Origin of the sequence: Mycobacterium sp. SVM_VP21 (assembly GCA_024758765.1) — a bacterium.
Classification (GTDB): Bacteria; Actinomycetota; Actinomycetes; order Mycobacteriales; family Mycobacteriaceae; genus Mycobacterium; species Mycobacterium heraklionense_C.
In genome coordinates, this window is the sequence record CP101406.1 from 996902 (window position 1) to 1012962 (window position 16061).

At 67.6% G+C, this 16061-nt stretch carries 10 protein-coding genes; 6 read left to right on the forward strand and 4 right to left on the reverse strand.

All coding sequences use genetic code 11. From position 1 onward, the window contains the following. Window positions 1–78: 78 nt before the first annotated feature. The 6 genes from recC to NM962_04980 all read left to right on the forward strand — a co-directional run bounded on the left by recC (window position 79) and on the right by NM962_04980 (window position 10418). Entirely contained in the window at window positions 79–3378 is a 3300-nt protein-coding gene (gene recC, locus NM962_04955) for an exodeoxyribonuclease V subunit gamma (protein ID UVO13466.1), read from the forward strand. Beyond that, the gene (gene recB / locus NM962_04960) at window positions 3378–6680 is read left to right on the forward strand and encodes an exodeoxyribonuclease V subunit beta (protein ID UVO13467.1); all 3303 of its coding nucleotides are present in this window, start codon (window positions 3378–3380) and stop codon (window positions 6678–6680) included. Before recC ends, recB begins: the two co-directional genes overlap by 1 nt. After that, on the forward strand, window positions 6677–8416 hold the full coding sequence (recD, locus tag NM962_04965; protein ID UVO13468.1) for an exodeoxyribonuclease V subunit alpha: 1740 nt from the start codon (window positions 6677–6679) through the stop codon (window positions 8414–8416). Before recB ends, recD begins: the two co-directional genes overlap by 4 nt. A 36-nt stretch (window positions 8417–8452) precedes the next feature. Then, the gene (locus NM962_04970) at window positions 8453–8725 is read left to right on the forward strand and encodes a type II toxin-antitoxin system prevent-host-death family antitoxin (protein ID UVO13469.1); all 273 of its coding nucleotides are present in this window, start codon (window positions 8453–8455) and stop codon (window positions 8723–8725) included. Continuing rightward, window positions 8725–9123, forward strand: coding sequence for a type II toxin-antitoxin system VapC family toxin (locus tag NM962_04975; GenBank protein UVO13470.1), 399 nt, complete (start codon window positions 8725–8727; stop codon window positions 9121–9123). The genes NM962_04970 and NM962_04975 overlap by 1 nt, the downstream gene beginning before the upstream one ends. A gap of 416 nt (window positions 9124–9539) precedes the next feature. Beyond that, window positions 9540–10418: an NYN domain-containing protein gene (locus tag NM962_04980; protein ID UVO13471.1), complete on the forward strand. Its 879-nt coding sequence runs from the start codon at window positions 9540–9542 to the stop codon at window positions 10416–10418. 8 nt (window positions 10419–10426) lie between these two features. Here NM962_04980 and NM962_04985 read toward each other — a convergent pair whose 3' ends face one another. Genes NM962_04985 through NM962_05000 form a run of 4 tightly spaced genes read right to left on the reverse strand, consistent with a single transcriptional unit; the run spans window position 10427 to window position 15986 of the window. Beyond that, the gene (locus tag NM962_04985) at window positions 10427–12019 is read right to left on the reverse strand and encodes a peptide chain release factor 3 (protein ID UVO13472.1); all 1593 of its coding nucleotides are present in this window, start codon (window positions 12017–12019) and stop codon (window positions 10427–10429) included. A 37-nt stretch (window positions 12020–12056) separates the two neighbouring features. Beyond that, window positions 12057–12674 carry a TetR/AcrR family transcriptional regulator gene (locus NM962_04990; GenBank protein ID UVO13473.1) on the reverse strand — a complete coding sequence of 206 codons (618 nt, stop codon included), beginning with the start codon at window positions 12672–12674 and terminating at the stop codon, window positions 12057–12059. A 10-nt stretch (window positions 12675–12684) separates the two neighbouring features. Beyond that, window positions 12685–15558, reverse strand: a complete 2874-nt coding sequence (locus NM962_04995) for an RND family transporter (protein UVO13474.1) — start codon at window positions 15556–15558, stop codon at window positions 12685–12687. Continuing rightward, window positions 15555–15986, reverse strand: a complete 432-nt coding sequence (locus tag NM962_05000) for an MmpS family protein (GenBank protein UVO13475.1) — start codon at window positions 15984–15986, stop codon at window positions 15555–15557. The genes NM962_04995 and NM962_05000 overlap by 4 nt, the downstream gene beginning before the upstream one ends. Between the last annotated feature and the right edge of the window lie 75 nt (window positions 15987–16061).

A 16061-nucleotide genomic window follows, 5' to 3' on the forward strand; every position in this document is an offset into this window, starting at 1 on the left:
CGGGGCGGCGAGCCCGCACGAACCCGAGCGGCCGATGGTTCAGCCCAAGCGTCGGGGCCGCGGTTTAGGGTGGCCGCGATGGCACTGCACCTGCACCGCGCCGAGCGCACCGACGTCCTCGCCGACGGCCTCGGTGCCCTGTTGGCGACGCCACCGGCCGACCCGTTCGCCCAGGAGCTGGTGCTGGTGCCGGCGCGCGGGGTGGAGCGCTGGTTGTCCCAACGCCTGTCCCATGTGTTGGGTGCCGGTCCCGGCGGCGACGGGGTCTGCGCCGGCGTGGAGTTTCGCAACCCGACCTCGCTGATCGCCGAGATCACCGGCGCCGGCGACGACGATCCGTGGTCCCCGGATGCCATGACCTGGCCGCTGTTGGCGGTGATCGACGCAAACCTGGACGAGCCCTGGTGCGCCACGCTGGCAAAGCATTTGGGCCACGACGACCCCAGCGGAGAAGGTGAGCTGCGCCGCGGCCGGCGCTACGCGGTGGCGCGCCGGCTGGCCGGATTGTTCGCCTCGTATGCCCGGCAGCGCCCGCAGCTGCTCGTCGACTGGAGCGCAGGCCAGTCCACCGACGGTGCCGGCGGGACGTTGCACGACGACTTGGGCTGGCAGCCGCCGCTGTGGCGGGCGCTGGTGGCTGCCATCGGGATCGATCCCCCGCACCTTCGGCACCGCGATACGGTCGAGCGGCTGCGCCGGGCGCCGACCGAAACGCTGCCGGCCCGGCTGTCGTTGTTCGGCCACACGCGCTTGGCGTGCACCGACATCGAGTTGCTGGACGCGCTGGCCGCCCATCACGACCTGCATCTGTGGCTGCCGCATCCCTCCGATGCGCTGTGGCGGGCGCTCGGCGACGTGCACGGCGCCGTTGCGCGCACCGACGACGAAACTCGGCGCCGCGCCCATCATCCGCTGCTGGAGACCCTGGGCCGCGATCTGCGTGAGCTGCAGCGCGGCCTGCCCGCTGCACCCGACAGCGACGAATACCTGCGTGCCGCAACACGACCGGACACCCTGTTGGGTTGGCTGCAATCCGACCTGGGCGCCAACGCGCTGCGCCCCGAGGGCCGCATCCGCGCCGCATCCGACCGCTCGGTGCAGGTGCACAGCTGCCACAGCCCGGCCCGCCAAGTCGACGTGCTGCGCGAAGTCCTGCTCGGGCTGCTGCACGACGATCCAACGCTCGAGCCCCGCGACATCGTGGTGATGTGCCCCGACATCGAAACCTATGCGCCGTTGATCGTCGCCGACTTCGGTCTGGGCGAGCTGGCCGGCGATACCCACCCGGCGCATCGATTGCGGGTGCAGCTCGCCGACCGGGCACTGACGCAGACCAATCCCCTGCTGGCGGTGGCCGCCGAACTGCTGGAGATCGCCGGCAGCCGCGCCACCGCCACCGCTGTGCTCAACCTCGCCCACACCGACCCGGTGCGGGCACGGTTCGGCTTCACCGACAACGATCTGGCCCAGATCACCACCTGGGTGCGTACCGCCAACATCCGCTGGGGTTTTGACCCACACACCCGCGAGCCCTACGGACTGTCCCACATCGTGCACAACACCTGGCGATTCGGCCTGGATCGCATCCTGACCGGGGTGGCGATGTCCGATGATTCGCAGGCCTGGCTGGATACCGCGCTCCCCCTCGACGACGTCGGCAGCAGTCAGGTGGAACTGGCCGGAAAGCTGGCCGAGTTCGTCGCACGGTTGCAGTCGGCGGTCGACAAGCTCGACGGCACGCGCCCGCTGGCGCAGTGGATCGCCGCGCTGCGCGACGGGGTCGCCGAGCTGGCCGATGCCGGCACGGAGGCCTGGCAGAGCGCGCATCTGCAGCGGGAGTTGGCGCAGGTGCTCGACGATGCCGCGGCCCGCAGCGACACCGCACTGCGGTTGCCCGATGTGCGCGTGCTGATGGCCGGACACCTGGCCGGGCGTCCGACCCGGGCCAACTTCCGCACCGGCACGCTGACGGTGTGCACCATGGTGCCGATGCGGTCGGTGCCACACCGGGTGGTGTGCCTGTTAGGCGTGGACGACGGGGTGTTCCCCCGGCTGGACCTGCCCGACGGCGACGACGTGCTGGCGCGGCGCCCGATGACCGGAGAGCGTGATATCCGTTCTGAGGACCGGCAATTGCTGCTGGATGCGATCACCGCCGCCATCGACAAGCTGGTGATCACCTACACCGGCGCCGACGAACACACCGGCCATCCGCGCCCGCCCGCCGTCCCGTTGGCCGAGTTGATCGATGCCCTGGATAAGACCACGCCGGAACCGGTGCGCGCGCACCTTGTTGTGGAGCATCCGTTGCAGCCGTTCGACGTCAAGAACGTCGAACCCGGCCGGCTGATCCCCGACGTGCCGTTCACGTTCGACCCGACGGTGCCGCTGGCCGCCAGAACCGCCGCCGGAACCCGCCGTACCACACCGCAGTTCATCACCGATCCGCTGCCTGCACCGCCGCCGGGAGACGTTGCGCTCGTCGACCTGCTGAAATTCTTCAAGGATCCGGTCAAGGGCTTCTTCACTGCGCTGAACTACACGCTGCCGTGGGAGGTCGACGAGGTCGAAGACGGCATGCCCGTCGAGATCGACGCGCTTGGCGAATGGGCGGTCGGCAATCGAATGCTGCACGACATGCTGCTGGGCACCGACCCCGCCAACGCTATCGCAGCCGAGTGGCGCCGCGGCAGCCTGCCGCCCGGTCAACTGGGCTGGCGCACCGCCAAACAGATCCGAGACCGGGTCGCGGGATTGGCGGCCGCGGCGCTCGAGCATCGCCAAGGCGCACCGGCGACCTACGACATCGATCTGGATCTCGGCGGCGGGCGCCGGCTGACCGGCACCGTCACCCCGGTATTCGATGCGAACACCGTGTCGGTGAACTACTCCAAGCTGCGCGACACCCACTTGTTGCAGGCCTGGATCCCGCTGGTGGCGCTGGCCGCCCAGCGTCCCGGCATCGAATGGACCGCCCGCTGCATCGGCCGGGCCCGCGACGGCGAACGCGTCCTGCAGCGGGTGCTCGGGTCGCCGCCCAACCCGGTCGAAACGTTGCGAGAGCTGTTGTGGCTCTACGATATCGGGCGCTGCGAACCGCTGCCGCTGCCGATCAAGACGTCGTTCGCGTGGGCGGAGAAGCGTAACGCCGGGCGCGACCCGGTCTGGTATGCGAGCAGCAAATGGACCACGCAGCGCTATCCCGGTGAGGACGCCGAACCCGCGAGCGTCCGGGTCTGGGGCCCGCGCGCGCCGTTCGACGTGCTGCAAGGCCCGCCACGTCCGGGTGAGGAGATCGACGGTGAGGACACCCGGCTGGGCGCGCTGGCGGCCAGGCTGTGGCTGCCGCTGCTGCGCGCGGAAAGGCGGGGGCGCTGATGGAACGCTTCGATCTGCTGGGCCCGCTGCCGGCCCGCGGCACCACCACCGTGCTGGAGGCCAGTGCCGGCACCGGCAAGACGTTCACGCTGGCGGGTCTGGTGACCCGCTATCTGGCCGAGGGGCACGCCACGCTGGACGAGATGCTGCTGATCACCTTCAGCCGCGCGGCTACCCGGGAGCTGCGTGATCGGGTACGTCGCCAACTGGTGGAGACGCTGGCCGCCCTCGACGGCACCACCACGCAGGAACCCAATGATCTTGTCGCGCATCTGTGCAGCGGCAGCGCAGATGAGCGGGAGCTGCGCCGCCGCCGGCTGCGTGACGCGTTGGCCGGCTTCGACGCCGCAACCATCGCCACGACCCATCAGTTCTGTCATCTGGTGCTGAAGTCCCTGGGTATCGCCGGTGACACCAGCGCCGGCGTCCAGTTGGTGGAAAGCCTTGACGACCTGGTGATCCGGGTGGTCGACGACCTGTACCTGGCGCAGTTCGGCACGCAGCGCGACGAGGTGGCACTGAGTTACGCCGACGCGCTGAAACTCGCGCGGGTGGTGGTCTCCGACCCGTATGCCCAACTGCGCCCGCGGGATCCCGAACCCGGCACGGTGGCCGAGGTGCGGCTGCGATTCGTCGATGCGGTCTGCACCGAATTGGAGTTGCGCAAACGCCGGCTCGGGGTGCTCGGGTACGACGACCTGCTGCGCCGGCTGGCCGGTGCGCTGGAACCTGAAGAGTCCCCGGCCCGCGAACGGATGCGGCAGCGCTGGCCGATCGTGATGGTCGACGAGTTCCAGGACACTGACCCCATCCAGTGGCAGGTCATCGAACGCGGCTTCGTCGGGCATTCGGCGGTGGTGCTGATCGGCGATCCCAAGCAGGCGATCTACGGGTTCCGCGGCGGCGACATCTACACCTATCTGCAGGCGGCGCGCACCGCGGGGCAGCAGCGCACCCTGGCGGTGAACTGGCGCAGCGACTCGGCGCTGGTCGATGCGCTGCAGACGGTGATGGGCGGTGCGGCGCTGGGTGATCCGCAGATCGTGGTCCACGATGTCGAGGCCGCGGTCAGCGGCACCCGGTTGGCCGGTGCGCCCAGCACCGCCCCGTTCCGGCTGCGGGTGGTCGGCCGCGCGACCTTCGGCGTCAGTGCGGACCGCGTCACCCCGATAGCCAAGCTGCGCCGCCATATCCCCGATGATCTGGCCGCCGACGTCGCCGCCTTGTGGGCCAGCGGCGCGACCTTCGACGGCAGGCCGATCAGCCCGGGCGACGTGGCGGTGATCGTCGAGAACAGCAGGGACGCGGCCGCTTGCCAAGAAGCCTTGCTGCGGGCCGGGATTCCCGCGGTGTTCACCGGCGACGCCGACGTGTTCTCGTCGGCGGCGGCCGCCGACTGGTTGTGTCTGCTGGAGGCGTTCGAAGCAACGCATCGCGGCGGGCTGGTGCGTGCCGCCGCGGCGACGGTGTTCTTCGGTCATACCGCCGCGGCGCTGGCCGACGGTGGTGACGCGTTGACCGACAAGGTGGCTTCGACGTTGCGGGACTGGTCCGATGAGCTGCGGATGCACGGGCCGGCTGCGGTGTTCGAGGCGGCGCAGTTGGCCGGCCTCAAGCGCCGGCTGCTGGGCGAGTACGGCGGAGAACGCACCATGACCGATCTGGCGCATGTGGCGCAGCTGCTGCATGAGGCCGCGCACCGGGACCGGCTGGGCCTGCCGGCCTTGCGGGATTGGTTGCGCCGTCAATGCACGGAAGGAACCGGCGGTGGGCAGCACAATCGTCGACTGGATTCCGACGCCGCCGCCGTGCAGATCCTGACGGTGTGGGGCTCCAAGGGCTTGCAGTTTCCGATTGTGTACCTGCCGTTCGCGTTCAACCGACATATGTTCGACGAGGCCATCCCGCTGTACCACGAGGACGGCATCCGCTGTCGGCACGTCGGTGGACCGGACAGCTCCGACCACACCGACGTGCAACGGCTGAGCCTGGCCGAAGCCGCCCGCAACGACATTCGGCTCGCCTATGTGGCATTGACCCGGGCACAGTCGCAGGTGGTGGCGTGGTGGTCGGCGTCCTACGACGAACCCAATGGGGGCCTGTCCCGGCTGCTGCGGGGCCGGTGCCGTGGCGAGGCGCCGGTGCCGGATCGCTGCGAGCCCAAGCCATCCGATGCCGAAGCCCTGGCCTGCTTCCGGGAGTGGGAGGCCGCCGGCGGTCTGGTCGTCGAGGATTCGGTGATCGCCCCGTTGGCCCCGGTCGCCGCGCCGCAACCTCCGGATGACTTGGAAGCACGGCACTTCCACCGGCACATCGACACCGGCTGGCGGCGCACGTCGTATTCGGGGTTGATCCGGCATGCCAGCGAGGTCGGAGCGGATGTAGCGGGCGCGTCTTCCGGGGTGCACAGTGAACCGGAGCTGACCGCCCGCGACGACGAAGCCGACGATGTGCCGGTGACGGTTGCGGCTCCGCCGGTCGGAGCCGATCTGGTCTCGCCGATGGCCGAACTGCCCGCGGGGGCGGCGTTCGGCTCGCTGGTGCACGCGGTGTTGGAGACCGCCGATCCGTTCGCCGCAGATCTGGTGGCCGAGCTGGAAGCCCAGGTGCGCGTGCATGCCGCCTGGTGGTCGGTCGACGCCGAGCCGGCCGCGCTGGCGGCGGCACTGGTGCCCATGCACGACACTTCGCTGGGTCCACTGGCCGAAGGGCTGACACTACGTGACATCGGCACCCGGGACCGGTTGCGGGAGCTGGACTTCGAGATCCCGCTGGCCGGCGGGGATGTTCGGGGCGTGGCGCCGGACGTGCGGCTCGCCGACGTGGGGGCGCTGTTGCGTAAGCACCTGCCCACCGATGACCCGTTCGCGCCGTATGCCGACCGGCTGGCCACTGAGGCGCTGGGTGGTCAGCCGCTGCGCGGCTATCTGTCCGGGTCGATCGATGTGGTGCTGCGGGTGCCCGAGCAGCGCTTCCTGGTGGTCGACTACAAGACCAACCGGCTCGGCGACACCGCCGCCGACTACGGATTCGATCGGCTCACCGCCGCGATGCTGCATTCGGACTATCCGCTGCAGGCGCTGCTGTATACCGCGGTGCTGCACCGGTTCCTGCGGTGGCGGCTGCCCGGCTACGACCCCGAGCAGCATCTAGGTGGGGTGCTGTATCTGTTCGTGCGCGGGATGTGTGGACCGGACACCCCGGTGCTCGGAGGGCATCGTGCCGGGGTGTTCGACTGGCGGCCACCCACGGCGCTGGTGGTGGCGTTGTCGGATCTGTTGCACGCAAAGCGGGCGGCATGAGCGGGTTGTTGGAGTGGCGGGTGGCGGTGGGAGCCACCGGGCTGTTGCGGGACTTCAATCAGGCTGGCGTGCTGGATGCCGCCGATGTGCATGCCGCCCAACGCATCACGGCGTTAGGTGGTGAACCTGATGAGACGGTGGGCTTGGCGCTGGCGCTGACCGTGCGCGCACTGCGGCACGGGTCGGTGTGTCTGGATCTGGCGTCGGTGGCCGCCGACACCGACGACGCGGAGGTGTCCTGGCCCGAACCGGCGGCTTGGCTGGAAGCGGTGCGCGCCAGCCAGCTGGTGCAGGCGCAGGTGCTGCGGCTCTATGATGACCGACTGCTCTACCTCGACCGGTATTGGCGCGAGGAGGAGCAGGTCTGCGCGGACTTGCTGGCGTTGTCGGCACCCGGGACAGCACCAACTCAGTTGCCCGCCTTTGAGCGACTCTTTCCGCCTGGCAACTTCGACGAGCAACGTGCGGCCGCCGAAATCGCACTGTCGCAGCCGGTTACGGTGCTCACCGGTGGGCCGGGCACCGGCAAGACGACCACGGTGGCGCGGCTGTTGGCGCTGTTGGCCGAGCACGCCGAACGGTCCGGCACGCCCGGGTTGCGGATCGCATTGGCGGCCCCCACCGGTAAGGCGGCGGCTCGGCTGACCGAGGCGGTCGCCGCGGAGGTGGCCGAGCTGGGCCCGGTGGATCAGGAGCGGTTGGCGGGCTTGGGTGCGACCACGTTGCACACGCTGCTGGGTTCGCGGCCGGACAGTTCGGTGCGGTTCCGCCACGATCGGGCCAACCGGCTGCCGCACGATGTGATCGTCGTCGACGAGACATCAATGGTGTCGCTGACACTGATGGCCCGGCTGCTGGAGGCGATGCGCCCGGATGCCCGACTGATTCTGGTGGGCGACGCCGACCAGCTGGCGTCGGTGGAAGCCGGTGCGGTGCTGGCCGATCTGGTGGACGGGCTGGCGGCGCGGCCGGACACCCGGGTGGCCACGCTGCGGACCTCGCACCGATTCGGCGAGTCGATCGGCGCCCTGGCGGTGGCGATCCGCGACGGCGACGCCGATAGGGCGATTGCGCTGCTGGCCGCCGGGGGCGACCACGTGGAGTGGATCGACACCGACCACGCGGGGGACGTGGCCGAGCGGTTGGCGGCTGTGGTGGTTCCCCACGCGTTGGCGGTGCGCCAGGCCGCGCTGCTCGGTGATGCCACCGCAGCGGCGGCGACGTTGGACGAGCACCGGTTGCTGTGTGCGCACCGAGAGGGCCTGCACGGGGTGCGGCACTGGAACCAGCAGATCCGCCGCCTCGTCGCCGAGCAGACCGGCGACCCGATGTGGACCGAGTGGTATGCCGGGCGGCCGTTGCTGGTGAACGCCAACGACTACGGGCTGGGGCTGCGCAACGGCGACACCGGGGCGGTGGTGGTCCGCAACGAGGGGCTGCGCGCGGTGATCTCGACGGCGTCCGGGCCGCTGGAGTTCGCCACCAGCCGGCTCGCCGAGGTCGAGACCATGTATGCGATGACCATCCACAAGAGCCAAGGCAGCCAGGCCGGCGAAGTGACCGTGCTGATGCCGCCCGTCGAGTCGCGGCTGTTGACCCGGGAGTTGTTCTACACCGCGGTGACCCGGGCCAAGACGAAGGTGCGCGTGGTGGGGTCGGAGGCCTCGGTGCGGGCGGCGCTGGGCCGGCGGGTGGTGCGGGCGTCCGGGCTGGCGCTGCGCCTGCGGGAGGCGTGAAACCGTTGTACTACAAATTCGTAGTACAATTTTCCTATGTCCGAGGTCCCGGTGCGCGAGCTGAATCAGAACACCTCCGGTGTGCTCGCGCGCGTCAAACGGGGCGAACAGCTTGAGATCACCGAACGGGGAACGGTGATCGCTCGTCTGGTCCCCGCTACGGAGGATCCGCTGACCGAGATGATTCGGTCCGGGCGTCTGCGTCCGGCGACCGTCAGCGGGCCGGCGCCTCGTCCTTCCGGACCGGTGATCACCGATCACGAGGCCGGGGAACTGCTCCGCGAGATGCGGGATGACGAGCGCTACTGATGTTGTATCTGGATACGTCGGCGCTGGTGAAGCTTGTCCGGCGCGAACCGGAGACCGACGCGCTCGCCGGTTGGCTCGACGCACAGGAGTTCGCCCCGTGGGTGTCGTCAACTGTGATCGAGGTCGAACTGCCTCGCGCTCTTCGGCGGATGGATCCCGCCCGCCTAGCCGATATCCCCGCACTGGTATCTCGGGTCTCCCGCTACGAGGTGGATGAGGTGGTTCGGGCCGCCGCTGCGGCATATCCCGACCCGACGCTGCGATCCCTGGACGCAATCCATCTGGCGACTGGTCACGCGGTGTTCGGGGCCAGACTGACCGCGTTCGTCGCCTACGACCAACGCTTGCTCGATGCCGCTGGCGCCCTCGGGCTGCCGACCGCTTCCCCGGGGCGCTAGCCGCCCCGACCTGTCACATCGCCGGATTACCCTCGCGGCTTCGCCATTCTGTTGTTCGCCGGCTGGGCAATATCCGCCAGCGCGCTGACGTTCAGAATGCCTAGGTTTTACGCGGTGACCCGCGCGGGTTCTTCGGGCAGCACCCGCCGCCGGACCCGGAGCTGATTCCGCGCTGGTACCGGGCCGGTTAGGCGCTGGTACCGGGCTGGTTGGGCGCTGGTACCGGGCTGGTTGGGCGCTGCTGCCGGGCCGGTTGGGCGCTGCTGCCGGGCCGGACCATGTGGGCAGTTGCCCGTCTCTGAGCGACACATCGCACTACCCCTCGCCGCCCGCGCGGTTGTCGCTCAGAGGCGGGCGCCTCCCCTATGCCCGCCAGCCCGTTATGGATGGGGCCGGTGGTGCGCCACACTGGGACCATGACGGAATCCGGCGATACCCGGGTCGCGGTCTACCTCGACTTCGACAACATCGTGATCTCGCGCTACGACCAGGTCAACGGGCGCAGTTCGTTTCAAAAGGACAAGTCCAAGGGCCTGTCCAAGCATCCGGAACGCCTCGCCCGGGCCACCGTCGATGTCGGAGCGATCATCGATTTCGCCTCGTCGTTCGGGACGCTGGTGCTCACCCGCGCCTACGCCGACTGGTCGGCGGAGGTCAACACCGGCTACCGCGCGCAGCTGGTGGGGCGAGCGGTCGATCTGGTGCAGTTGTTCCCGGCCGCCGCCTACGGCAAGAACGGCGCCGACATCCGGTTGGCGGTCGACGCGGTCGAGGATATGTTCCGGCTGCCGGATCTGACCCACGTGGTGATCGTGGCCGGCGACTCCGACTACATCCCGCTGGCCCAGCGCTGTAAACGCCTGGGCCGCTACGTCGTCGGCATCGGCGTGGCCGGCTCGACCAGCCGCGCCCTGGCGGCGGCCTGTGACGATTTCCTCAGCTACGACGCACTGCCGGGCGTGCCGGTGTTCGAGCCCGCGCCGGCCACCGCCGACGTCGAGGCCGAACCGAAGCGGCGCAGCCGCCAGGCCAAGGAGCAACTCGAAGAGCCCGCGCCGGACCCGGTGGATACCGCCACCGGACTGCTCACCCGCGCGCTGCGGATCGGTCTGGAGAAGGACGACGTCGAGTGGCTGCACAACTCGGCGGTCAAGGCGCAGATGAAGCGGATGGATCCGTCGTTCAGCGAGAAAGCCTTGGGCTATAAGTCATTCAGCGATTTCCTGCGGTCCTACTCGGACCTGGTGGAGCTCGACGAGAGTTCGACGACGCGGACGGTGCGGTTGCGCACCTAACGGCCGCGCTAGCCCTCCGCGGCCACCAAGGACCGCAGCTGCACGTCTGGGTTGTCGCGTTGGAAACCCTGCAGCCGCCACGCGTTGGAGAACAACACCAGATGCACACCGTCGGTGCGGGTCAAGACTTCCGCCAACGACTGCTTGTTGACGAAGTCGACGTCGTCGGCGTCCACGATCCGCGCGACCTGATACGGCAGCGGCTCCAGCGTGATCGGCGCGCCCATTTCGCTGGCCATGCGGTGTGCGGCCACCTCGAACTGCATCGGGCCGACCGCGGCAAGCACCGGCGCCTGTTCACCCCGGCGATCGGAGACCAGCACCTGCACCACGCCCTCTTGGTCCAACTGCTCGATGCCGCGGCGGAACTGCTTGTGCTTGCTGGGATCGACGTTGCGCGCCACCGAGAAGTGCTCGGGCGAGAAGCTCGGGATCGGCGGGTACTGCACGGGCACATCGCAATACAGCGTGTCGCCCGGACGCAGGGCGGCAGCGTTGGCCAGCCCGATCACGTCACCGGGCCAGGCGGTGTCCAAGGTGGAACGCTGCTGGCCGAACACCGACTGGGCGTACTTGGTGACAAAGGGCTTGCCGCTCGCGGCGTGGGTGAGGACGTCGCCACGTTCGAAGGTTCCCGAGTACACCCGCGCGAAGGCGATGCGATCGCGGTGCGCGGAGTCCATTCCGGCCTGCACCTTGAAGACGAAGGCGCTGAACGGTGCGTCGGTGGCGCGCCGTCCGCCGTCGACGTCAAGCGCCCCGCTGGGCGCCGGCGCCAACTCGGTGAGCACGTCGAGCAGCTGATTCACGCCGAAGTTCAATGCCGCCGAGGTGAACAGCACCGGCGTCGCCGTGCAGTCCAGGAACGCCTCGCGGTCGAAGTCGGATCCGTCGGCCGACAGCAGCTCGCACTCTTCGACCGCGGTATCCCAGTCGTCCCCGGCCGCGGCATGCGCGTCGGCCGCGGCGATGTGCTCCTCGGGTGCTGCGGTGGCGCCGCCGGCGGTACGGGTGAACCGGATGAAGTTTCCGGACCGGCGATCGAGCACCCCGTCGAATTCTCCGGCGATGCCGACCGGCCAGGTCAGCGGGGTGGGGCGCAGCCCGATGCGGGTGTGGATCTCGTCCATCAGTTCCAGGGCATGCCGGCCGGGCCGGTCCCACTTGTTGATCACCGTGATGATCGGGATCCGGCGATGACGGCACACCTGGAACAGCTTGAGGGTCTGTGGCTCAAGGCCTTTCGCGGCATCGATGAGCATGACCGCGGAGTCGACGGCGGTCAGCACCCGGTAGGTGTCTTCGGAGAAGTCGGCGTGGCCGGGAGTGTCGAGCAGGTTGATGACGCAGTCCTGCCCCTTGGGGGTGCGGTACGGGAACTGCAGTGCCGTCGAGGTGATGGAGATGCCTCGGGCTTTCTCCATCTCCATCCAGTCCGACACCGTGGCACGACGACCGGATTTGCCGTGCACCGCGCCGGCCTCGGTGATGGCCTTGGCATGCAGCACCAGAGCCTCGGTCAAAGTCGATTTGCCGGCGTCGGGGTGGCTGATCACGGCGAAGGTGCGGCGTCGGCCCGCTTCAGCGGAGATCTCGGTCATTGCGCCAGCGATTGTATTTGCGACCTTGAGCGAATCACTAATCGGCGTTCGCCGCGAGGACAGCAGGCAGGACCAGCGTGTCGATGACCTGCCGGGCGAACTTCGCGTCGAAGCTCTGACCGCTCATGACCCGGATCAAACCCACCCCGGCCAGCACATCGGCGACCAGCGACCAGTCGCGGCCTTGTGCCACCTCGCCACGGTCCGCGGCCCGCTGCAGGATGCACGTCACCACCCGCCTGCCCCTGAGCAGCAGCATCTCGTCGAGAGCCGAGGCCAGGTGTGGATCATGGGCGGCCTCGACCGCTACCCGTAACACCACGTCGTTGGAGATCAGCTCGTCGTCGCTGCGCGCCATCCGTCCCACCAACGCGTCGAAATCGCCGACCAGGCTGCCGGTGTCGGCGACGTCGTCGTCCATCAGGTCGGGCCGCCAGTACACCAGCGCATCGGCGATCAGCGCCGCCTTCGACGACCAGCGGCGGTAGATGGCGGCCTTGCCGACACCGGCTCGCGCCGCGATGTCGTTCATGTTGGTGTCGTCGTAGCCGTTCTCGGCCAAGGCCGCCAAGGCGGCATCGAGGATCGCGGGATCACGCGACCGATCGAGGCGCCCATCGGTGCGCCTGCGCAATTTCGATTCGGTGTCTGCCATCGCCTGACACCTACGATGTGGGTTGCGGAATGGGTGCGGTGTTGTCTTCGGCCGGCTGCGGTCCGGGTCCGCTGCGGCCCCGCCTGGTGATCTCAAAAGTGTTGAGCGGCCACCAGAACCAGCGACCCAGCGCCGCAGCGATCGATGGTGTCATGAACGCCCGGACGATCAACGTGTCGATGATCAGGCCGATACCGATAGTCGTACCGAGCTGGCCGACCACGCGCAGGTCACTGACGATCATCGCCATCATGGTGAAGGCGAACACCAAGCCCGCCGCGGTGACGACACGCCCGGTAGCCCCCACGCCTCGGATGATGCCGGTGTTGAGCCCGGCGGCTATCTCTTCCCGCAGGCGCGAGACCACCAGGAGGTTGTAGTCCGAACCCACTGCCAGCAGGATCACCATCGACAACGGGATCACGATCCACTGCACGCCCAGGCCCAGGATGTCCTGCCAGAGCAGGACCGACAAGCCGCACGCGATACCCAAGGATGCGGCCACGGTCCCGACGATCACCAGGGCCGCCACCACGCTGCGGGTGATGATCAGCATGATCGCGAAGATCAGGATCAGCGACGCAATAAGCACAATCATCAGGTCGATGACGACGCCGTCCTGCATGTCGGCGTACAGCGATGCGGTGCCGGCGAGCGAGATCTTCGCGCTGGCCAGAGGGGTGCCTTTGAGGGCGTCGGCGACAACGTCTTTGAGGTCTCGGACATGTGCGATGCCCTCCACCGAGGCCGGGTCGCCCTGGTGGGTGATGATCATCCGGACCGACTGGTGATCGGGCGACATGAACATCTTGATGCCACGCTTGAAGTCAGGATTGTCGAACACATCCGGCGGCATGTAGAAGAAATCGTCGTTCTTGGCCTGATCGAAGTACAGGCCTATCTCCGTCTCGCCTTTGGCCAATTCCTGTTGCTGGGCCTGAGTTCCGGCCATGGTGCTGTGGGTCGCGAGCATGAAGTCGCGCATCGTCGTCATCGAGTCGATGGTGTTCTGCAGAACCGGCAACATCTGCGGCAGCAACTTATCCAGACGGTCCATGTCGACGGTGAGACCTTGTATCTGTTCGTCGAGCTGGTCGATGCCGTCCATGGTGTCGAAGATCGATCGCAGTGAGTTGCAGACCGGGATGTCGAAGCAGTGCGGTTCCCAGTAGAAGTAGTTGCGGAACACCCTGAAGAAATCATCGAAATCGGCGAGATGGTCCCGCAATTGATCGGTGGTGTCCGCCATCTCGTGGGTCCTGGCGACCATGCTGTGCGTGACTTCCGTCATCTCCTTGGTGATGGCGTACATGCGCTCCATGTTGGCGACGGTCTTGCTCATTTCGTCGGCCTGCTCGAGCATCTGAGCCGAGTTGTCGTTGTTGAACTTCGCGGCCTGCAGGGTGCCGGCGTTCTGCGCACCGAGCAGGAATGGGATCGAGCTGTGCTCGATCGGTGCGCCCAGTGGACGGGTGATGGTCTGCACCCGATCGATGCCCCGCATGCGAAAGACGCTCTTGGCGACCTTCTCGATCACCAACATGTCCGCGGGGGTGCGCAGGTCATGATCGGTTTCGAGCATCAACAGTTCGGGGTTCATCCGGGCCTGGGAGAAATGCCGGTCCGCGACGGCCATGGCCAGGTTGGCCGGCATGTCGGCGGGAGTGAACTTCTGGTCGTTGTACTGCGGCACATACGTCAGCAAGCTGATGAAACCCACGACGGCAAGCGCGCCGCTCATCAAGATGACCGGGACAGGCCAGCGGACCGTGATCGTTCCGACCTTGCGCCAATTCCGCGTCGAGAGTTTCTGTTTGGGGTCGAGCAGCCCGAACTTCGATGCCACGGTGAGTATCGCCGGGGCCAGCGTCAGCGAGGCGGCGATGACGACCAGAATCGCGATCGCGCAGGGCGGACCCATGGTCTGGAAGTAGGGCAACGTGGTCATGCTCAGGCACATCAAGGCGCCGACGATGGTCAACCCCGAACCCAGGATGACGTGCGAGACGCCACTGTAGGAAACATAGAACGCCTCTTCGGGATCGAGGCCCTTGGCTCTCTCTTCGTGATATCGGCCGAGCAGAAAGATCAGGTAATCCGTGATCGCGGCGATGGACAACATCGTCACCATGCTCACCGCATACGGGGTCAGGCCAATGATGTTCATGTTGCCGGCTGCGGCCGTAACGCTCATTGCGGCAAACAGTCCCAGGCCGATGGCGACCATCGATATCAGCATCGTCACCACCGAGCGGTAGATGGCGAGCAGCATCACGATGATGATGGCGACCGACACAAACTCCAGCCGATGCATGCTTTGATGCCCGGCCACGCTGGTGTCGGCATTGAGGACCGTATTGCCCGCGACATGGGCCTTGATACCCGGCGGCGGGGTCACCGACGCAACGATGTCGCGCACCGCCGCCACCGACTCATGGCTTTCGGTGGTGCCCTGCGAGCCATTGAGGAAGATCTGCACATAGGCGGACTTGCCGTCCACACTCTGCGAACCCGCCGCGGTCAGCGGATCACTCCAGAAGTCCTGAACGTTCTGCACGTGCTCGTGATCGGCCTCGAGTTTGGCGACGATCTCGTCGTAGAACGCGTGCGCGGCCTCCCCGACCGGCTCATCACTTTCGAGCACGACCATCGCCGTGGAGTCCGAATCGTACTGCTGAAATACCTTGCCGATATTGAGCATCGCCGCGTACGACGGCGCACCGGTAGGGCTGATCGGGACCGACCGGGTGGCCGCGACCTCGCCCAGTGAAGGGATCACCGCGCCCAGGACGATCACGAGGAGCACCCAGAACAAGATGATCGGCACCGAGAAGACCCGGACCATCCGGCCTAAGAAGGGGCGGTGGGCCTGCGGCTCGCTCATACGGATTTCACCAAGCAGTAGATGAACGGTTTGATGGTGTCGTCGCTGGCCCGCTCATCGCGCACTTCGTCGTCGACGGTCACCCGGCATCGAAGGTCGCGGGTGTTGCGATCGCCCTGAGCCATGATGTTGGCCGACATCGACGGCAGCGTCGTCACGATCGTGAACGACCATGGCAACGACGCGTTCTCGACGAGATTCGGTTGCCCATTCTCGTCGAGGTAGTTGAGGTTCGCGGTCCCACCGGTCCCGGTGATCTCGTAGGTGATGTGCTTCGGATTGAAGTTCTCGGTGATTGCGGACCCTTCCCCCAGATTCGGGCCTTGGTGGCCCAGAGATTCGCGAATCCGGGAAATGGCGTACCCGCCCAGTGCCACGACCACCACCAGCAGTAGCGGAATCCAGAACCGCTTCATCAGTCGGAACACCGGGTGCATGCCTCTCGGTCGTTCGGGTCGAACCGATACGGAACCCGAGTTCCGCGCGTAGAGCGATGCTTAGAT